Source organism: Streptomyces zaomyceticus (assembly GCF_014656215.1).
GTDB lineage: Bacteria > Actinomycetota > Actinomycetes > Streptomycetales > Streptomycetaceae > Streptomyces > Streptomyces zaomyceticus.
The window spans coordinates 202822-220803 of sequence record NZ_BNBZ01000009.1 but is presented as its reverse complement, the minus strand read 5'-3'; the positions used below and the strand labels follow the sequence as shown (position 1 = coordinate 220803).

Annotated in this window: 19 protein-coding genes; 9 read left to right on the top strand and 10 right to left on the bottom strand. The window is 72.1% G+C overall.

Going from position 1 to position 17982, the window contains the following annotated elements; all coding sequences use genetic code 11:
• Positions 1-104 precede the first annotated feature (104 nt).
• Entirely contained in the window at positions 105-782 is a 678-nt protein-coding gene (locus IE311_RS15180) for a response regulator transcription factor (protein ID WP_189832191.1), read from the bottom strand.
• Positions 783-799: 17 nt separating this feature from the next.
• Positions 800-2008: a sensor histidine kinase gene (locus tag IE311_RS15175; RefSeq protein ID WP_189832190.1), complete on the bottom strand. Its 1209-nt coding sequence runs from the start codon at positions 2006-2008 to the stop codon at positions 800-802.
• A 96-nt stretch (positions 2009-2104) separates the two neighbouring features.
• Here IE311_RS15175 and IE311_RS15170 point away from each other — a divergent pair, with 96 nt between their 5' ends.
• Complete coding sequence (locus tag IE311_RS15170) at positions 2105-3133, top strand: SAM-dependent methyltransferase (RefSeq protein ID WP_189832189.1); 1029 nt, start codon at positions 2105-2107, stop codon at positions 3131-3133.
• Between the two features lie 83 nt (positions 3134-3216).
• On the opposite strand, the gene IE311_RS15165 is transcribed toward IE311_RS15170, so the two are convergent.
• Positions 3217-4533 carry a hypothetical protein gene (locus IE311_RS15165; RefSeq protein WP_189832188.1) on the bottom strand — a complete coding sequence of 439 codons (1317 nt, stop codon included), beginning with the start codon at positions 4531-4533 and terminating at the stop codon, positions 3217-3219.
• A 169-nt stretch (positions 4534-4702) separates the two neighbouring features.
• Here IE311_RS15165 and IE311_RS15160 point away from each other — a divergent pair, with 169 nt between their 5' ends.
• A complete protein-coding gene (locus IE311_RS15160) occupies positions 4703-5845 on the top strand; it encodes an NADH-quinone oxidoreductase subunit D (RefSeq protein WP_189832187.1) in 1143 nt (380 codons plus the stop codon).
• Positions 5846-5878: 33 nt separating this feature from the next.
• Here the strand turns inward: IE311_RS15160 and IE311_RS15155 are convergent, their stop codons facing one another.
• The 5 genes from IE311_RS15155 to IE311_RS15135 form a co-directional block, all read right to left on the bottom strand.
• Complete coding sequence (locus IE311_RS15155) at positions 5879-6238, bottom strand: GNAT family N-acetyltransferase (protein WP_373313864.1); 360 nt, start codon at positions 6236-6238, stop codon at positions 5879-5881.
• Between the two features lie 125 nt (positions 6239-6363).
• Positions 6364-7464: a hypothetical protein gene (locus IE311_RS15150; RefSeq protein ID WP_189832185.1), complete on the bottom strand. Its 1101-nt coding sequence runs from the start codon at positions 7462-7464 to the stop codon at positions 6364-6366.
• A gap of 130 nt (positions 7465-7594) precedes the next feature.
• Positions 7595-8593 (bottom strand): ABC transporter substrate-binding protein, encoded by a 999-nt coding sequence (locus IE311_RS15145; protein ID WP_189832184.1) that lies wholly within the window; start codon positions 8591-8593, stop codon positions 7595-7597.
• A gap of 25 nt (positions 8594-8618) precedes the next feature.
• Positions 8619-9284 (bottom strand): ABC transporter permease, encoded by a 666-nt coding sequence (locus IE311_RS15140; RefSeq protein ID WP_189832183.1) that lies wholly within the window; start codon positions 9282-9284, stop codon positions 8619-8621.
• 1 nt (position 9285) lies between these two features.
• A complete protein-coding gene (locus tag IE311_RS15135) occupies positions 9286-9972 on the bottom strand; it encodes an ABC transporter permease (RefSeq protein WP_189832182.1) in 687 nt (228 codons plus the stop codon).
• Between the two features lie 144 nt (positions 9973-10116).
• Between IE311_RS15135 and IE311_RS15130 the strand changes: the two genes are divergently transcribed.
• Positions 10117-11127: an ABC transporter ATP-binding protein gene (locus tag IE311_RS15130; protein ID WP_189832181.1), complete on the top strand. Its 1011-nt coding sequence runs from the start codon at positions 10117-10119 to the stop codon at positions 11125-11127.
• A gap of 93 nt (positions 11128-11220) precedes the next feature.
• Here IE311_RS15130 and IE311_RS15125 read toward each other — a convergent pair whose 3' ends face one another.
• Positions 11221-12333 carry an alpha/beta hydrolase gene (locus IE311_RS15125; RefSeq protein WP_189832180.1) on the bottom strand — a complete coding sequence of 371 codons (1113 nt, stop codon included), beginning with the start codon at positions 12331-12333 and terminating at the stop codon, positions 11221-11223.
• 165 nt (positions 12334-12498) lie between these two features.
• On the opposite strand from IE311_RS15125, the gene IE311_RS15120 reads away from it, so the two are divergent.
• From IE311_RS15120 to IE311_RS15095, 6 genes are all read left to right on the top strand, one after another.
• On the top strand, positions 12499-14343 hold the full coding sequence (locus IE311_RS15120; RefSeq protein ID WP_189832179.1) for a phosphatidylglycerol lysyltransferase domain-containing protein: 1845 nt from the start codon (positions 12499-12501) through the stop codon (positions 14341-14343).
• Between the two features lie 28 nt (positions 14344-14371).
• Positions 14372-15232, top strand: a complete 861-nt coding sequence (folP, locus tag IE311_RS15115) for a dihydropteroate synthase (protein WP_189832178.1) — start codon at positions 14372-14374, stop codon at positions 15230-15232.
• Entirely contained in the window at positions 15229-15696 is a 468-nt protein-coding gene (locus IE311_RS15110; RefSeq protein ID WP_189832177.1) for a nuclear transport factor 2 family protein, read from the top strand. The genes folP and IE311_RS15110 overlap by 4 nt, the downstream gene beginning before the upstream one ends.
• A gap of 144 nt (positions 15697-15840) precedes the next feature.
• A complete protein-coding gene (gene folB / locus IE311_RS15105; protein WP_017240053.1) occupies positions 15841-16200 on the top strand; it encodes a dihydroneopterin aldolase in 360 nt (119 codons plus the stop codon).
• Positions 16197-16796, top strand: a complete 600-nt coding sequence (gene folK, locus IE311_RS15100; protein ID WP_189832176.1) for a 2-amino-4-hydroxy-6-hydroxymethyldihydropteridine diphosphokinase — start codon at positions 16197-16199, stop codon at positions 16794-16796. The genes folB and folK overlap by 4 nt, the downstream gene beginning before the upstream one ends.
• A 48-nt stretch (positions 16797-16844) precedes the next feature.
• Positions 16845-17327, top strand: a complete 483-nt coding sequence (locus IE311_RS15095) for a DUF3180 domain-containing protein (protein WP_189832175.1) — start codon at positions 16845-16847, stop codon at positions 17325-17327.
• A gap of 22 nt (positions 17328-17349) precedes the next feature.
• Here IE311_RS15095 and folE read toward each other — a convergent pair whose 3' ends face one another.
• Positions 17350-17955 (bottom strand): GTP cyclohydrolase I FolE, encoded by a 606-nt coding sequence (gene folE, locus IE311_RS15090; protein WP_189832174.1) that lies wholly within the window; start codon positions 17953-17955, stop codon positions 17350-17352.
• Positions 17956-17982: the final 27 nt, after the last annotated feature.

The window sequence follows — 17982 nt, the reverse complement described above, 5'->3', positions numbered from 1 at the left end:
GTCGAAGCGGATGTGGGCGAGGCCCGCCCGGAGCCTGCCCAGCCGGTTCCGCGCCAGCCGGAGCGTCCCCAGCCGGTGCCACCCCCGCTCCGAGCCCCGTCCGCTCAGCCCGCCGCGCCGCCGCCCGCCCGGACGAGGCCCGTCTCGTACGCGAGGACGACGACCTGGACACGGTCGCGCAGGCCCAGCTTGGTCAGGATGCGGCCCACATGGGTCTTCACCGTCGCCTCCGAGAGGACGAGCCGGGCGGCGATCTCGCCGTTCGACAGCCCCTGCGCGACCAGCATCATCACCTCGCGCTCCCGGTCCGTGAGCCGCCCCAGCTCCTTGTGCTCGGGGTCCTTGCCCGTCGACGGCAGCATCGGCGAGAAGCGGTCGAGGAGCCGCCGGGTGGTCGAGGGCGCCACCACCGCGTCACCGCTGTGCACCGAGCGGATCGCCCCGAGCAGCTCCGCCGGGGGCACGTCCTTCAGCATGAAGCCGCTCGCCCCCGCCTTGAGCCCCGAGAACGCGTACTCGTCGAGGTCGAACGTGGTCAGGATCAGCACCTTCGGAGCATCCGGCTGCGAACAGATCCGCCGGGTCGTCTCCACCCCGTCGAGCTTGGGCATGCGCACATCCATCAGCACGACGTCGACCGCCGTCGAGCGCAGCACTTCCAGCGCCTCGACCCCGTCGCCCGCCTCCGCCACGACATCCATGTCCGGCTGGGCGGCGAGCACCATACGGAAACCGGTACGCAGCAGCACCTGGTCGTCGACAAGCATCACGCGGATGGACATGAGATTCCTTCGGGTCGTCAGTGAGCGGGCTTGAGCGGGAGCAGGGCACTGATCCGGAAGCCTCCGCCGGGACGCGGGCCCGCGTCCAGCGTGCCGCCGACCATGCCGACGCGCTCCCGCATGCCGATCAGGCCGTGGCCCCGGCCGTCGGCGCCGCCGTCCTCGTACATCTCCTGCGGCGCTCCCCGGCCGTCGTCCTCGACGAGCAGCCCGAGTCCGTCGTCGAAGTAGACCAGCCGGACGCTGGCGCCGACGTCGGGACCGCCGTGCTTGCGCGTGTTGGTGAGGGCTTCCTGCACGATCCGGTACGCGGTGAGCTCGACGCCGCTGGGCAGCGGACGCGGGCTCCCCTCGATCGCGAAGTCCACGGTGAGGCCGGCGCTCCTGACCTGCTCGACGAGGTCCTCGATCTGCTTCACATCGGGCTGCGGCACGTACTCCCCGGCCTCCTGGTGCTCGCCGGTGCGCAGGATGCCGAGGAGTCTGCGCATCTCGGCGAGTGCCTGCCGGCCCGTGGTGGAGATGGTGTCCAGGGCCTGCTTGGCGGTCTCCGGGGAGGAGTCCATGACATAGGCGGCGCCGTCGGCCTGCACCACCATCACCGACACGTTGTGCGCGACGACGTCGTGCAGCTCGCGGGCGATCCGGGCCCGCTCGGCGGCGACCGCGACCTTGGCCTGCGCCTCGCGCTCCTTCTCCAGGCGGGAGGCCCGCTCCTCAAGCTGCGCGAAGTAGGCGCGGCGGGTGCGGAGCGAGTCGCCGAGGACCCAGGCGAGCGCGAACGGCACGGTCATGATGATCGTGAAGAAGACCTGGGCCGCGCCCGACTGCGGACCGTCCACCGGCCATCTCAGCTGCGAGAGCGTCGCGGCGGAGAGTCCGCCGGCCAGCGCGAGCCGGGACGCCCAGCGGGGTCCGTCGTGCGCGGCCACGGTGTAGATGATCACGAGCATGGCGAAGTCGGCCATGAACGGCGTCAGGCCGAAGGCGAGCTGTGCCAACCCGAGGCCCACCGCGAGGACCAGCATCTTCTCCGGGGTGCGGCGCCTCAGGGCCACGACCAGGGAGAAGAGCACCGCGACGAGGGCGTACCCGACGGGGTGGCCCTCCACCGCGCCCGTGCCCGCCGACACGACCCACAGCATGGAGAACCCCAGGAGGACGACCGCCCAGAAGGTGTCGACGCCCGTCGGGTGTCTGCGGATGAAGTCGTAAAGGCGCTGCACGTCACCCAGAGTAGGGAAGGCCGATGGTCCAGGGATCAACCGTGGGGTCGATCCTTGGCGCGGGACCCGTACTCCCCGAGGTGGAGACTGGACCGCGTGACGGATGAGACGTGTCAGTGGCAGGGGTGGCGCGAGGCCACGGAACGGGCGCTCTACGGCCCCGGGGGCTTCTATCTGCGCCCCGAGGGACCTGCGGGGCACTTCCGCACCTCGGTGCACGCCTCCCCGCTCTTCGCGGCGGCCGTGGCCCGGCTGCTCGGCGAGGTCGCGGAGGAGCTGGGAACGACCGAGATCGCCCTCGTGGACGTGGGAGCGGGGCGGGGCGAACTGCTCACCGGGGTGCTCGCCGCGACCGACGCGGGAGCCGGGGACACGGCGAGCGGCCTGCCGGGCGCCCTGACGGTCCGGGCGTACGCCGTCGAGCGCGCCGCCCGTCCCGCGGGGCTCGACCCCCGCATCGAGTGGAGCGACCGGCCGCCCCGGGGGGTGCGGGGGCTGCTCTTCGCGAACGAGTGGCTCGACAACGTGCCGGTGGACGTGGCCGAGGCGGACGCGGAGGGCACGGCCCGGTACGTGGAGGTCCGCGCGGACGGGACGGAACGGCTCGCCGGACCCGTCTCCGGCGCGGACGCGGAGTGGCTGGCCCGCTGGTGGCCGCTGCGGGAGCCGGGCGCGCGCGCGGAGATCGGACGGCCCCGCGACGAGGCGTGGACGGCGGCGGTGGCCTGCCTCGCGGAGGGCCGGGCGGTGGCCGTGGACTACGCGCACGTACGGGCCGCCCGCCCGCCCTTCGGCTCCCTGACCGGCTTCCGCGCGGGCCGCGAGGTCCCGCCCGTCCCGGACGGAGACTGCGACCTGACCGCCCATGTGGCACTGGACGCGTGCGCGGAAGCGGTCGGGGCGGCATCGGCGGGGTGGCCCGTGGCCGGGCTGGTCACGCAGCGGGAGGCCCTCCGGGCGCTCGGGGTGTCCGGCGGACGGCCTCCGCTCTCGCTGGCCTCGACCGACCCCGCCGGGTACGTCCGTGCGCTCTCCTCGGCCGGCGAGGCCGCCGAGCTCACCGCCCTCGGCGGTCTCGGCGACTTCCTCTGGCTGACCCAGCGGGTCCCGGCGGCGACGGGCTGACCCGCCGCCGGACCGGGAACGAGGGAAGCAGGAGTAGGAGGAGCAGGGCCGGAATCAGGAACAGGAACAGGAACAGGAACAGCTCAGATGATCGCGGTGTAGATGTTCCAGCCCCGGCCGATCTGCGTACGGGCGGCGTGCGGGGTGGCGTGGTAGAGCCAGAGACGGCCGTCCCGGTCGCGCGCGATGCCGTCACCGCGCCAGGTCAGCTGCTTGGTCATCTCGGCCGTCTCCGTGACGGCGGTGTACGCGTTCCAGCCGCCGCCGACCCGGACCCGCGGCTTGAACGGGGCCTTCGCGTCGAACTCCTCCCCGTACCAGTTGTCGCCCTTGTGCTCGTACGACCAGAGCACCCCACTCGCGTCGCGGGCCACGACCCTGTCCGCGAGGTTGGTGACGAGGTTGTAGGCGTTCCAGCCCCCGCCCACGCGCACACGCGGCTTGAACACCGCCCGGTCGTTGCCGTACAGGTCCGTCCGCTCGTAGGCCCACAGGACGCCGTCGCGGTCCCGCGCGACCAGATTTCCGCGCGTGCCGGTGATCGAGGTGTACGTGTTCCAGCCGCCACCGACCCGGGCGCGTGCCTTGAACGGCCGCGCCGGGTTCCCGGTGCCCTCGTAGTACCAGAGCACGCCGGCCTTGTCCCGGGCGACGAGGCTGCCCCAGCCGGCCGCCACCGTCGGGCTGAGCTTGGTGATCGCGGTGTACGCGTTCCAGCCGCCACCGACCCGGGTGCGTGCTTTGAAGGGCCGGGCGGGGTCGGAGGTGGCCTCGTACTGCCAGAGCACGCCGCTCTTGTCGCGCGCGTGGACCGTGGCCCTGTCCCCCGGCTCAGGCGTGCCGGGCACGAAGTGGAGGGCGGCCGGCCCGCTCGCCACCACGTTCCCTCTCGCGTCCTTCATCTCCAGGGTTCCGGCGCGCTCTCCGATCAGGATCCACCGGCTGGTGTCGATCCTGAGGACATAGGTGAGGGTCCGGGCCGCCTCGGTGGGCGGCAGGGACAGCGCGTAGCCGTCGTTCCAGCTGTCGCTCTGCTCGGCGCTCTCCCACCCCCAGCCGCAGCTCTGGTACGCGCCGCCGTTCACCGAGCACGTGGCGGAGGGCAGGTTGTCGTCACCCGCCGAGGGACCGGGCATGGGGACGAGCAGTCCCAGGGTCACCCGGCCGGTCACGGACGCCGGCAGGGTGATGGTGAAGCGGGTCGTCACCGGGGCCTCGTCGCCCACGGGCACGACCAGCGGGCCGCCTTCCTGGACGACTTTCCCCGTCTCCGTTCCGGTCGCGGTCCCTGTTCCGGTCGCGGTCGCGGTAGTCGTCGGTGCGGCGACCGCCACGGCGGCCGGGACGACCGCGCAGACGAGAGCCGTCGCGGTGACCAGTGCGGCGCGGAGTTGCGCCATGGATCCTCCAGGAGCGTTCGGACTGAGCGTGAAGGCGGACCCTCCCGCCGGTCGGACACCTGTGTGACTCCCGAAGTACGGCGATGGTTGCCCCGGCATCCGCCGGGTCGTCTCCCGGAGCCTGTGGACAGGTCGGCGAGGGGTCCGGGGCGCGGGGGATACTGACCGCATGACGGAGACGACGGTCGGCATCGGCGGCGCGGCGGAGAGCACCGACATGGTGCTGAACATCGGGCCGCAGCATCCCTCGACCCACGGGGTGCTCCGGCTCCGGCTCGTGCTCGACGGCGAGGTCGTGCGGCATGCCGAGCCGGTGATCGGCTATATGCACCGGGGCGCCGAGAAGCTCTTCGAGGCGCGGGACTACCGGCAGATCATCATGCTGGCCAACCGTCACGACTGGCTGTCCGCCTTCTCCAACGAGCTCGGCGTGGTCATGGCCGTCGAGCGGATGCTGGGCATGGAGGTGCCCGAGCGCGCGGTGTGGACCCGGACGCTCCTCGCCGAGCTGAACCGGGTGCTCAACCACCTGATGTTCCTCGGCTCGTACCCCCTGGAACTGGGCGGGATCACCCCGGTCTTCCACGCCTTCCGGGAGCGCGAGGAGCTCCAGTCGGTGATGGAGGAGGTCTCCGGCGGCCGGATGCACTACATGTTCAACCGGGTCGGCGGTCTCAAGGAGGACCTGCCCGCCGGCTGGCTGGGCCGGGCCCGGCAGGCCGTCGCCGACGTGCGGTCGCGGATGGACGTGTACGACCGGCTCGTCCTCGGCAACGAGATCTTCCGGGGCCGTACGCGCGGGGTCGGCGTGCTGTCCCCGGCCGCGGTCCACGCGTACGGCGTCTCCGGACCCATCGCCCGTGCCTCGGGCGTCGACTTCGACCTGCGCCGGGACGAGCCGTACCTGGCCTACGGGGAGCTCGGGGACACCCTGAAGGTCGCCGTGCGCGAGGAGGGCGACTGCCTGGCCCGGTTCGAGTGCCTGCTGGAGCAGACGCACAACTCCCTGGACCTCGCGGACGCCTGCCTGGACCGGATGGCGGAGCTACCGCAGGGGCCGATCAACCAGCGGCTGCCGAAGGTGCTCAAGGCTCCGGAGGGTCACACGTACGCGTGGACCGAGAACCCGCTCGGCGTCAACGGCTACTACCTGGTGTCCAAGGGGGAGAAGACCCCGTACCGGCTGAAGCTCCGCTCGGCCTCGTTCAACAACATCCAGGCCCTCGTCGAGCTGCTGCCGGGGACCCTCGTCGCCGACATGGTGGCGATCCTGGGCTCGCTGTTCTTCGTCGTCGGCGACATCGACAAGTAGCCCCGGGCCCCTGATCCCCGGCCGCGTCGAGGGTCAGCGGCCGCGGCTCATCACGACGTACTCCCGCTCCTCCTCGGCGGGGCGCCGCCGGTCGACCACGGTCCAGCCCCAGCGCTCGTACCGGCCCGTCAGCTCCGGTACGTCGAGGGTCATGAGAAGGGCCCGGCCGGGCGCCCCGGCCAGGAGCAGGCGGTCGTGGAGCGCGCGTCCGACGCCGCGGCCCTGCAGGCCGGGGGCGACGACGAGTTCGGCGAGTTCGAAGGCGGGCTCCGCGCCGGTCAGCACGGTGTCGGTCCAGCCGGCCGCGAACCCGATCAGGGCGCCGTCGTCGTCGAGCGCGATCACCGCGTCGAAGCCGTCCTTCCGCGCGGCCGAGTCGAGCAGCCGGTCCACGGTCCGTACGGCGCCGCGCGGCGGCTCGTGCCAGGGGGCACCGCAGAAGGCCTGCGCGCACAGGACGAGCAGCTCGTCGCGGTGTCGGGCGGCCTCACCTGCCGGGAGGCGGGCGAGGCGGTACGTCACGAGTTCACCGCTCCGCGCAGCTCGGCCACATCGAGCTGCTCGGTCTCGTCGTGCGCGGTCAGGTCGATGACCTGGCCGACCGCCTTGGACGGCGCCTGGACGCGGGGAGCAAGCGGATTGCCGGGCGTACCGGTGGGGCTGATGGGGGTCAGGACCGGGGCGCCGAGCGCCGTCCGGGCCGCCAGGGCCTCTTCGAGGACCTCCTCGCCCACGACGTCGGCCAGATCCGTGTTCTGCACGGCCTCGATGGCCGCCGCCTTCTGCGTACCGAAGAAGTCGAAGTTGCCCTCGGGGCGCGCGGGCCTGCGGGAGGCGTACGGGACGATCGCGGCCGCGGTGGGCACCGCGGGCACCATGGTGGAGGCGGGCGGGACCGGCGCGGCCGGCGGGAGCGCGAGGGCGGGGGCGGCCGGGCGGGTGTGCTCGGTTCCGGCGGCCGCCGCGTGCTTCCCCTGCGGCTCCTCCGTCTCGCGGGCCCGCTCGGCGATGTCGCGCGCGCGGGCCGCCTCGGTGGTGCGACGGGCCTGCTGGGCCGCGGCGTTGCGCGGGAGGTCCCGCAGCGCCTTGGCGGCGCTGCGGAAGGCCTCCGGAGTGGGCATGGCCCCTCCGGCGGGCAGCGCCTTGGCTCCGGAGGCCGTACCGGCGCTCTCCAGGGCCAGGACGCGGGCGCCCTCCAGGGCGCTGGCCCGCTCGGTCTCGGCCGTGGCGTACCGGCGGAGCAGGTCGGCGTGCTCGCCGCGCAGCCCGGCGAGCTCCACCCGCTTGGCGCGGAGCTTGGCGTCGAGCCGGGAGCGCAGGGCGCGGGCCTCCTCCAGGTCGGACTCCAGCTCGGCGAGCCGCTCCTCGGCCTTCCACTGGTCGGCGGTGCGCGCCCGGTCGAGCTCGGCGACCCGCAGACCGGCGCTCCGGTCCCAACTGCGCATGAGGACGGCTCCGGTGACGGCGGCGGCGGCCGCCGCGGCCGCGAGCAGCCGCGCGACGACCGCTTCACCGGGCAACCAGGCGGCCGCGGCACACACGACCGCGGCGCCGGCCACCGCGGAGGGCGGCAGCAGCTTGTGCAGAGGCGGGGAATGGCGGTGGCGTCCACGTGGCATGGCCTGAAATTTACCGTGCGTAGGCGCCGCGTGGGGCGTCGGCCCGGCAATCTCTTGGCCACTTCTCGACATCAGAAGTGGATATCCACCGTTCCGGTTCCGTTTCGGGCCGACTCCCCTCACCCGATGCCTACTTCTTGAGCAGCCCCTTCGTCTCCAGATACGTCTTGGCGACGTCCTCGGGCTTCGCCCGCTCGGCGTCCACCTTGCGGTTGAGTTCGGCGAGATCCGCTGTGGTCAACACCTTGGTGATCTTGTCCAGGGCGGCGGCTATCTCCGGAGAACCGGCGTCCTTGGCGTTGACCACGGGCAGCACGTTGTCGGCGTTCTGCAGCTTCTTGTCGTCTTCGAGGAAGACCAGGCCGTAGCTGTCGATCGTGGCGTCCGTGGTGGTCGTCAGGACCAACTGGTCCACCCCGTCCTTCACCGCCTGCTTGGCCTGCGGGGTGCCGACGCCCTTGGGGTCGATCCCGGTCACGTCGATCCCGTACGTCTTCTTCAGACCGGGCGCGCAGAACGGCCTCACCGCGCATTCGTCACCGGCGGCGATCTTCACCTTCAGCTTCGCCGCTCCGAGATCGGAAAGTGTCTTCAGCTTGTTCTTCTCGGCGAATTCCTTCGTGACCGCGAAGGCGTTCTGATCGACGGCCCCACCGACCGCCAGCACCTTCAGACCACGCGGTTCGGCGAGCTTCCGCAGCGCCTCGACCGTGGCCGTCGCGTCACCGGAGGCGACCGGCTTCTCCTCGGGCGCCTTCGGCCCGTTCACCTTCGCGTTGAGGAATTCCGCGATCGTCGCCGCGTATTCCGGGACGACGTCGATCTCGCCCTTCTCCAGGGACGGCTCGTACAGCTCGCGATTCTTCACCGTGGTGATGGACACGGAGTATCCGGCGTCCCGCAGCGTCTGGGCGTACAGCTCGGCGAGCACCTTGGCCTCGGTGAACGCGGCGGCACCGACCACCAGCGAACCCTTCTCCGCGCCGTCGGCGCCTTCGGAGTCACCCGAACCCTTCCCCTTGCCCTGCTCCAGGCTGTCGCCGCCGCACGCGGCGAGCGCGACGGTCAGCGCCGCCGTACCCAGTACCGCGCCCGCGATACGCGAGACCCTGTTCACGAGATCACCCATTCCCAGTCAGCGTTCAACATGAAGTTCAGAGGCGGGCGAGCCGCCCGAAGAGGCGCTCCGCGCCCACCAGTACGCCCTCCACCAGAAGGGCCAGCAGGGCGACGAGCACCGCGCCCGCGACGACCTGCGCCGTGTCGTACCTGGCGAATCCGGCCGTGATGATCCGGCCCAGGCCGCCCTGGCCGACCATCGCCGCCACCGTCGCCGTGGCGACCACCTGCACCGCGGCAGAGCGCACCCCGGTCATCACCACCGGCCTCGCCAGCGGGAGTTCGACCCGCCGGAAGAGCTGGCCGCCCGTCATCCCCATGCCCCGCGCGGCCCGGACCGCGGCCCGGTCCACCTCCCGCATCCCCACGTAGGCGTTGGTGAGGAGCGGCGGTATCGCGAAGAGCACGAGGGCCACGACGGTCGGCACGTACCCGGCGTTCCGCAGGGGCGACACCATGAACAGGGCGAGCACCGCGAAGACGGGGATCGCCCGCCCCACGTTGGACACGTTCACCGCGAGCGTCCCGCCCCTGCCGAGGTGGCCGAGCCACAATCCCAGCGGCAGCGCGAGCGCCCCGGCGATCAGCAGCGCCGCCCCGCTCACGTACACGTGCTCGGCGAGCCGCTGCCCGACGCCCTCCTCGCCCGTCCAGTGCGCGCCGGTGGTGAGCCAGCCCCAGGCGTCCGTCACGATGCCCATCTCACCCACCTCCCGGCGCGGTCCGTATCCGGGTCCACGGCGTCAGCAGCCGCTGGAGTCCCAGGAGCAAAAGGTCGGCTGTGACGGCGAGCAGCACGCACAGCACCGAGGCGGCGAGCATCTGCGCCTTGAAGAAGGTGGGCAGCGCGTCCTCGATGAGATTCCCGAGGCCGCCGCGGCCGACGACCGAACCGACCGTCGTCAGCGCGATCGTGGAGACCGTCGCCATCCGTATGCCCGCCATCAGCACCGGGAGCGCGAGCGGCAGTTCGACCTCCCACAGGAGACGCAGCGAGCCGTAGCCCATGCCCCGCGCCGCCTCCCGGGTCTCGGCCGGCACCGCGGCGAGACCCGCCAGGGTGTTCCGCACGAGGATGGTCAGCGCGTACAGCACGAGGCCGGTCACCACGAGCGCCGCCGAAAGACCGAACAGGGGCAGCAGCAAAGAGAACATGGCGAGCGACGGCACCGTGTAGAGCAGGGTGGTCAGACCGAGAACCGGTCCCGCGAACCGCGGCCTGGCGCGGACGAGCAGGGCGAGCGGCACCGCGACGGCGAGCGCGATCAGCACGGACACGACCGTGATTCCCACATGCTGGAGCGTGGCGTCCGTCAACTCCCCGGCCCGCGTCCGCAGATACTCCCCGCATATCCAGTCGTTCGTGACCAGACAGTTCGGCGCGCTCATCCGTCCCTCCCCCCGGTTCGTCGACCCTCCCGAACGCATGTGTGACGACCCTAACCCCCGCCACCGACAATCCCCGAGACCCGCCACAATGCGGCAACACGCCCTTCACACACCCCCGGCATCCAGGGGCCAGAATGGGGAACCATGATCCGGTTCGAGCACGTGACCAAGCGGTACGCGGACGGCACCACCGCCGTCGACGACCTCTCCTTCGAGGTCGCGGAGGGCGAACTCGTCACCCTGGTCGGGCCGTCCGGCTGCGGCAAGACGACCACCATGATGATGGTGAACCGGCTCGTCGAGCCGACCTCCGGACGCGTCCTCGTCGGCGGCGAGGACATCTCCGGCGTCGACCCCGTCGCCCTGCGCCGCAAGATCGGCTACGTCATCCAGCAGGTCGGGCTCTTCCCCCACCGCACGGTCCTCGACAACACCGCGACCGTCCCCGCGCTCCTCGGGTGGAAGAAGGCCGCCGCACGCGCGCGTGCCGCCGAACTCCTCGACCTCGTCGGCCTCGACCCGGCCACCTACGGCTCCCGCTACCCCGCCCAGCTCTCCGGCGGTCAGCGCCAGCGCGTCGGAGTCGCCCGCGCCCTCGCCGCCGACCCGCCGGTCCTCCTCATGGACGAGCCGTTCGGCGCCGTCGACCCCGTCGTCCGCGAACGCCTCCAGAACGAGTTCCTCGCCCTCCAGGCAACCGTCCGCAAGACCGTCCTCCTCGTCACCCACGACATCGAGGAGGCCGTCCGCATGGGCGACCGCATGGCCGTCTACGGACAGGGCCGCATCGAGCAGTTCGACACCCCCGCCACCGTCCTCGGCTCGCCCGCCACCCCGTACGTCGCGGACTTCGTCGGCAGCGACCGGGGCCTGAAGCGGCTCGCCGTCACCCCGGTCACCGAGGCCGACCTCGACCCCGTACCGGCGGCGGGTCCCACCTCGTCGGAGAAGTCCGGGAGCCGGGACGGCGCCGCCCCCGTCCCCCTCGGCACCTCCCTGAAGGACGCCCTCGCCGTGCTCCTCCAGCACGACACCGGGCGCCTCACGATCACCGGCGAAGACGGCCGGCCCCTCGGCGTCCTCACCCCGGAGGGCGTCCACCGCGCTCTGCGCCGGGCCTCCGTTCCGTCGGGCACCGCCCCCGAAGGGAAGTGACCCCGGTCGCGGTCCCGTCGGACACCCCCGAAGGAACGTGACCCCGGGTCGCGGTCCCGTCGGGCCCCCGAAGGCCCCCGAGGGCCACCGCCCTCAGGTCGCGCTGAGCTTGCCGCCCATCCAGACCATGCCCGGCGGGATCTCGCGGTTCCACGTGTTGAAGTTGTGGCCGCCGCTCTCCAGCGTGATCGACGAGACGCTCGCCGGGCTCTTCACCTTCTTGATGAACTCCAGCGTGCCCCGCCGGTTGTCCTCGCCCCGCTTCGACGTCGTCACCAGGAACGACGTCCTGCCCTGCGGCAGATGGTCCAGGCTCCACAGCAGATCGGCCCGCTTGCGCAGCCCGTCGTCCCCGTGGAAGAGGTCACCCGTCGTCACGTCCTCCGCCGCCCGGTAGTACGCGGAGAAACCGGCCCCCGCCGCGAACCGGTCCGGGTGGTGCAGAGCGATCTTCAGCGCGCAGTACGCGCCCGTGGAGTTCCCCATGAACCCCCAGTTCCGGGGCTTCGTGCCCACCCGGTACGTCTCCGACACCGCCTTCGGCAGGTCCTCCGCGAAGAAGGTCTCCGTCTGCGGACCACCGGGCACGTCCACGCACTCGGTGTCCCGGGGCGGGGCCACCGTCGGACGCAGCATCACCAGGATCATCGGCTGCATCCGCCCGGCCTTCGCCTGGAGGTACGCCGTCTTCGGGTACTTCAGCCCCTTGATCAGGTTCTCCGCCGTCCCCGGATACCCGGTGAGCACCACCGAGGCCGGGAACGCGCGCTTCGCGTACCGCGCCTGGAAGTACTCCGGCGGGAGGTACACGTAGGCCGGCGAGACGATCCCCGACCGCTCCCCCGCCACGACGACCTTCTGTATCTGGCCGCCGACCTCGGGGCGGCCGCCGCCCGGCACGTCGAGCGCCTGCTTGCCCACCACCCGCACGTCCTTCGAACCGGCCGAGTGGTCGACGACCACGCCCATGTCCTGCTCCTGGCCGAACAGGTCGGCCCACGAGCCGTAGAAGAGGAAGGAACGGTTCGCCGCAAGCCCCACCGCCGCGAACAGCACCACCTGGGTCACGAGCAGCAGCCCCACCCTGCCCACCACCGCCCGCCAGCCACGACGCGCGAGCCGCGGCCAGAGCCAGACCGTGGCGAGGAACAGCGCCACGGCCAGTACGACCGCCACCACGAGGACTTTGCTGCTGGTGAGACCCATGGGGCGACCGAGCCTTCTTTCCGAGAATTTCCTGTGAACCGATGAACCCGACCCCGCACCACTCCGTCCTAGAAGGCGCACCAACCGGAACGGCCCGCCGAACGCGCCGCAGGGCCCGACCGGAGTCAAGGACCCTTCGCAGGACCACGGGAAGTACGGGAAGCCATGTCTGTCACAGTAGATGGGGACAAATCAGGATTGGTTCCGGTTCGAGTACGCCGGATTCTCCGCGGCCCCCGCCCCGAGAAGGTCCCCGCGCTCGTCGGAACGGCCTGCACCCTGATCGGCCTCATCGACATCGCCGCCGGGGTCTTCCCCCGCTTCCGCGCCAGCCGCATGCACGCCATGGCGGAAGTCCTCCCCGGCACCCTCGGCCCCCTCTCCGCCGCCCTCTCCCTGAGCGCCGGCGTCCTCCTGCTGCTCCTCGCCCACGGCCTCAAGCGCCACAAGCGCCGCGCCTGGCGCGCCGCCGTCGTCCTGCTCCCCCTCGGCGCCGCCGCCCAGTTCGTCTGGCGCCACTCCGTCCTCGGCGCCCTCCTCTCCCTCGTACTCCTCACCCTCCTCCTGCGCCACCGGGGCGAGTTCGCCGCCCTGCCCGATCCGCGCAGCCGCTGGCGCGCACTCGCCAACTTCGTCCTCATGGGCGCCGGATCCATCGCCCTCGGCCTCGTCATCGTCAGCGCCCACCCGCGCCGCGTCCTCGGCGACCCCAGCCTCGCCGACCGCCTCGAACACGTCCTGTACGGACTCTTCGGCGTCGAAGGCCCCGTCGACTACAGCAACGGCGTCGACTGGACCGTCGGCTACTCCCTCGGCGCCCTCGGCATGCTCACCGCCCTCACCACCATCTACCTCGCCTTCCGCCCCGAGCACCCCGCCGCCCGCCTCACCGACGAGGACGAGGTCCGGCTCCGCGCCCTCCTCGACCAGCACGGCGGACGCGACTCCCTCGGCCACTTCGCCCTCCGCAGCGACAAGGGCGTCGTCTTCTCCCCCAGCGGCAAGGCCGCCGTCTGCTACCGCGTCGTCTCCGGCGTCATGCTCGCCAGCGGCGACCCCATCGGCGACGTCGAAGCCTGGCCCGGCGCCATCGAACGCTTCATGGACGAGGCCAAGGCCCACTCCTGGACCCCCGCCGTCATGGGCTGCTCCGAGACCGGCGGCCAGGTCTGGACCCGGGAGACCGGCCTCGACGCCCTCGAGCTCGGCGACGAGGCGGTCGTCGACGTCGCGGATTTCTCCCTCTCCGGGCGGGCCATGCGCAACGTCCGCCAGATGGTGAAGCGCATCGAACGCAACGGATACACCACCCGCGTCCGCCGTGTCCGTGACCTCGACGACGCCGAACTCGAACGCGTCCGCCGCGCCGCCGCCGACTGGCGCGGCACCGACACCGAGCGCGGCTTCTCCATGGCCCTCGGCCGCATCGGAGCCCCCGGCGACGGAGACGCGGTGATAGCCACCGCCCACAAGAACGACACCGACGACGACCCCGACTCGCCCTACGGCGACCTCAAGGCGATCATCCACTTCGTCCCCTGGGGCACCGACGGCATGTCCCTCGAACTCATGCGGCGCGACCGCTCCGCCGACCCCGGCATGAACGAGCTCCTCATCGTCGCCGCCCTCCAGGCCTCCCCCGGCCTCGGCATCGCGCGCGTGTCCCTCAACTTCGCCATGTTCCGCTCCGCGCTCGCCCGCGGCGAGAAGATCGGCGCCGGCCCCGTCCTGCGCGTCTGGCGCGGACTGCTCGTCTTCCTCTCCCGCTGGTTCCAGATCGAGTCGCTCTACAAGTTCAACGCCAAGTTCCGGCCCCGCTGGGAACCCCGCTTCGTCGTCTACCGCAAGAGCCGCGACCTCCCCCGCATCGGCTTCGCCGCCATGCAGGCCGAAGGCTTCCTGAGCCTCTCCCTGCCCCGCCCCCTCGCCCGCCGGCGCCCCGCCCCCACCCCGCGCCCCTGCGCCCACATCGTCCCCGCGGCCGCCGAGCGCGAGATCCGCGCCGCCTGATCCCACCGCCGGGCCCTACGCTGGACACATGAGTACGACGATCGACCGGGGTACGGCCCGGGGCCTGCCGGAGTGGGACCGCTGCGCGGTCATGGGCGTGGTCAACGTGACCCCCGACTCCTTCTCCGACGGCGGCCGCTGGTTCGACACCACGACCGCCGTCAAACACGGCCTCGACCTCGTCGCCGAGGGAGCCGACCTCGTCGACGTCGGCGGCGAGTCCACCCGGCCCGGAGCCAGCCGTGTCGACGAGGAGGAAGAACTCCGCCGCGTCGTCCCCGTCGTCCGGGGCCTCGCCGCCGAAGGCGTCACCGTCTCCGTCGACACCATGCGCGCCGTCGTGGCCGCCCGCGCCGTCGAAGCCGGCGCCGTCCTCGTCAACGACGTCAGCGGCGGCCTCGCCGACCCCGGAATGGTGCCCGCCGTCGCCGCCGCCGAAGTCCCCTTCGTCGTCATGCACTGGCGCGGGTTCAGCCAGGACATGAACAGCCTCGCCGTGTACGACGACGTCGTCACCGAGGTCGTCGCCGAACTCCGCACCCGCCTGGAGGCCGTCGTCGACGGCGGAATCGCCCCCGAACGCATCGTCGTCGACCCCGGCCTCGGCTTCGCCAAACTCGCCCCCCACGACCTCGCCCTCGTCGCCCACCTCCCCGAACTCCGCGCCCTCGGCCACCCCCTCCTGGTCGCCGCCTCCCGCAAACGCTTCCTCGGCCACGTCCTGGCCCGCGAGGGCGCCGCCCCGCCGCCCGCCCGCGAGCGCGACGCCGCCACCGCCGCCGTCTCCGCCCTCGCCGCCCACGCCGGCGCCTGGGCCGTCCGGGTCCACGAGGTCAGGGCCACCGCCGACGCCGTCCGCGTCGCCCGCGCCGTCGAGGGAGCCGCGTGAGCCGCGGCACCGACGAGGCGGCCGTCGAAGCCGCCAACACCGCCTTCTACGAGGCGATGGAGACCGGCGACTTCGAACGCGTCTCGGAGCTCTGGCTCGACGACGGGGCCACCCCCATCACCTGCGTCCATCCCGGCTGGCCCGTCCTCACCGGCCGCGGCGAGGTGCTCCGCTCGTACGCGCTGATCATGGCGAACACCGAGTACATCCAGTTCTTCCTCACCGACCTGAAGATCTCCCTCTCCGACGGCACCGCCGTCGTCACCTGCACCGAGAACATCCTCAGCGGCGGCCCCGCCGAGGACGGCGCCGAACTGGGACCCCTCGTCGGCCAGCTCGTCGTCGCCACCAACGTGTTCCGCCACACACCCGGCGGCTGGCGCATCTGGTCCCACCATGCCTCCCCCGTCCTCGCGGACACCGAGGGAACCGAGGACGGCGAGCCCGGCCCGGCCGACGCATAACCCCCCTCCGAACCGCCCTCCTGACCCGCCCACGGCCCCCATGGGCAAGCGCTGTCGGTCCCCGCAGGTAGATTCGATGCTGGACACCGGCCGTCCGCACCCGGCTGCGTGGCCACCCGAACTACGACAGCAGGAGTGATTCGCGTGGATCGTGTCGCGCTGCGCGGCCTCAAGGCCCGGGGCCACCACGGCGTCTTCCCCAAGGAGCGCGAGGAGGGCCAGACCTTCATCGTGGACCTGGTCCTCGGCCTGGACACCCGCCCGGCGGCCGCCGACGACGACCTGGCGAAGACCGTGCACTACGGGATCGTCGCCGAGGAAGTCGTCGACGTCGTCCAGGGCGAGCCCGTCGACCTCATCGAAACCCTCGCCGAGCGCATTGCACAGCAATGCCTCAGCCATGCCGGGGTACAGGAGGTGGAAGTCGTCGTGCACAAGCCGGACGCCCCCATCACCGTGCCCTTCGACGACGTGACCATCACGATCACCCGGAGCCGACGATGAAGCCGACCCAGAGCGACCCCACCGTCCAGCCCGTACCGGACGCCGTCGTCGCGACCGTCGACGCGGCCGACACGACCCTGTCCAACCCCCGCTGGGCCGTCGTCGCCCTCGGCGCCAACCTCGGCAACCGCCTGGAGACCCTCCAGGGGGCCGTCGACGCCCTCGCGGACACCCCCGGCCTCCGGGTCAAGGCCGTCTCCCCCGTCTACGAGACGGAGCCCTGGGGCGTCGAGCCCGGCACCCAGCCCTCGTACTTCAACGCCGTCGCGCTGGTGAAGACGACCCTGCCGCCCTCCTCCCTCCTGGAGCGGGCCCACGCCGTCGAGGAGGCCTTCCTCCGCGTCCGCGAGGAGCGCTGGGGCGCCCGCACCATCGACGTCGACATCGTCGCCTACGCGGACGTGATCTCCGCGGACCCCGTCCTCACCCTCCCGCACCCCCGCGCCCACCAGCGCGCCTTCGTGCTCGCCCCCTGGCACGACGTGGACCCCGAGGCACGGATCCCCGGCCAGGGCCCCGTCGCCGAGCTCCTCGCCGCCCTCGGCAACGACGGCATCGCCCGCCGCACCGACCTGGAACTCCGTCTGCCCGAGTAGTCGTTACGCTTCGTGGCAGACCGATCGCGACCACATGAAGGACACCCGGTGAAACAACTGCGGCTGAAGGTGCTCGCCGGACTGTTCCTCGTGGCCGGAATCCTCTCCTGGGGGGCCGCCCGACTCTGGGACTCGGTCGGCACCCTCCCCAGCGTGCCGATCGCCGCGCCCATCGTCCTCGCCGTGATCGCGGTCGTCCTCACCGCGACCGCCCTCTCGATCCGCGCCCGCCTCAAGGCCCAGCGCGACCGCCGCCCCGGCGCCAAGGGCGTCGAGCCCCTGATGGCGGCCCGCGCGGTGGTCTTCGGCCAGGCGAGCGCCCTGGTCGCCGCCCTGGTCGCCGGCATGTACGGCGGCACGGGCGTCTTCCTCCTCGGCTCCCTCGACGTCCCGGCCCGCCGCGACCAGGCCCTCTACGCGGCCCTCTCGGTAGCGGCGGGCATCGCCGTCATCGCGGCCGCCCTCTTCCTGGAACGCGTCTGCAGGCTCCCGGAAGACGAAGAAAAGGGCCCGGGCAAGGCCCGGGCCTGACGCACGAACCCGCCGTGGCGCCTCAGCGCGCCATGATGAGGCTCATCGCCTCGGCCCGGGTCGCGGGGTCACGCAGCTGGCCGCGCACGGCCGAGGTGATCGTCTTGGCGCCGGGCTTGCGGATACCGCGCATCGACATGCACATGTGCTCGCACTCGAAGACCACGATGACGCCGCGCGGCTCGAGGATGTCCATCAGCGAGTCCGCCACCTGCGTGGTGAGCCGTTCCTGCACCTGGGGGCGGCGGGCGTAGACGTCGACGAGCCGGGCCAACTTCGACAGTCCCGTTATCTTCCCGGTCGTCGACGGGATGTAACCGACGTGCGCCACCCCGCGGAACGGTACGAGATGGTGCTCACATGTCGAGTACACCTCAATATCCTTGACCAGCACCATCTCGTCGTGGCCGAGGTCGAACGTGGTCGTCAGGACGTCCTCGGGCGCCTGCCACAGACCCGCGAAGATCTCCTTGTACGCCCGCGCCACGCGCGCCGGCGTCTCCCGCAGACCCTCGCGGTCCGGGTCCTCGCCGACCGCGATGAGGAGCTCGCGTACGGCTGCCTCGGCGCGCTTCTCGTCGAACTCGCCGATCGTGCCCTCGCCGTCCAGCGTCACCGGGTCGGTCATCTCTGTGCCTCGTTCCGTCTGACTGAT

Excerpts from the sequence above, each read along its gene's own strand:
- IE311_RS15160 (WP_189832187.1), top strand. The coding sequence starts at position 4,703 with ATGACGGAGACGACGGTCGGCATCGGCGGCGCGGCGGAGAGCACCGAC.
- IE311_RS15125 (WP_189832180.1), bottom strand. The coding sequence starts at position 12,333 with ATGGGTCTCACCAGCAGCAAAGTCCTCGTGGTGGCGGTCGTACTGGCC.
- IE311_RS15120 (WP_189832179.1), top strand. The coding sequence starts at position 12,499 with ATGTCTGTCACAGTAGATGGGGACAAATCAGGATTGGTTCCGGTTCGA.
- IE311_RS15140 (WP_189832183.1), bottom strand. The coding sequence starts at position 9,284 with ATGGGCATCGTGACGGACGCCTGGGGCTGGCTCACCACCGGCGCGCAC.
- folE (WP_189832174.1), bottom strand. The coding sequence starts at position 17,955 with ATGACCGACCCGGTGACGCTGGACGGCGAGGGCACGATCGGCGAGTTC.
- IE311_RS15135 (WP_189832182.1), bottom strand. The coding sequence starts at position 9,972 with ATGAGCGCGCCGAACTGTCTGGTCACGAACGACTGGATATGCGGGGAG.
- IE311_RS15150 (WP_189832185.1), bottom strand. The coding sequence starts at position 7,464 with ATGCCACGTGGACGCCACCGCCATTCCCCGCCTCTGCACAAGCTGCTG.
- IE311_RS15180 (WP_189832191.1), bottom strand. The coding sequence starts at position 782 with ATGTCCATCCGCGTGATGCTTGTCGACGACCAGGTGCTGCTGCGTACC.
- folP (WP_189832178.1), top strand. The coding sequence starts at position 14,372 with ATGAGTACGACGATCGACCGGGGTACGGCCCGGGGCCTGCCGGAGTGG.
- folK (WP_189832176.1), top strand. The coding sequence starts at position 16,197 with ATGAAGCCGACCCAGAGCGACCCCACCGTCCAGCCCGTACCGGACGCC.
- IE311_RS15145 (WP_189832184.1), bottom strand. The coding sequence starts at position 8,593 with ATGGGTGATCTCGTGAACAGGGTCTCGCGTATCGCGGGCGCGGTACTG.
- IE311_RS15130 (WP_189832181.1), top strand. The coding sequence starts at position 10,117 with ATGATCCGGTTCGAGCACGTGACCAAGCGGTACGCGGACGGCACCACC.
- IE311_RS15165 (WP_189832188.1), bottom strand. The coding sequence starts at position 4,533 with ATGGCGCAACTCCGCGCCGCACTGGTCACCGCGACGGCTCTCGTCTGC.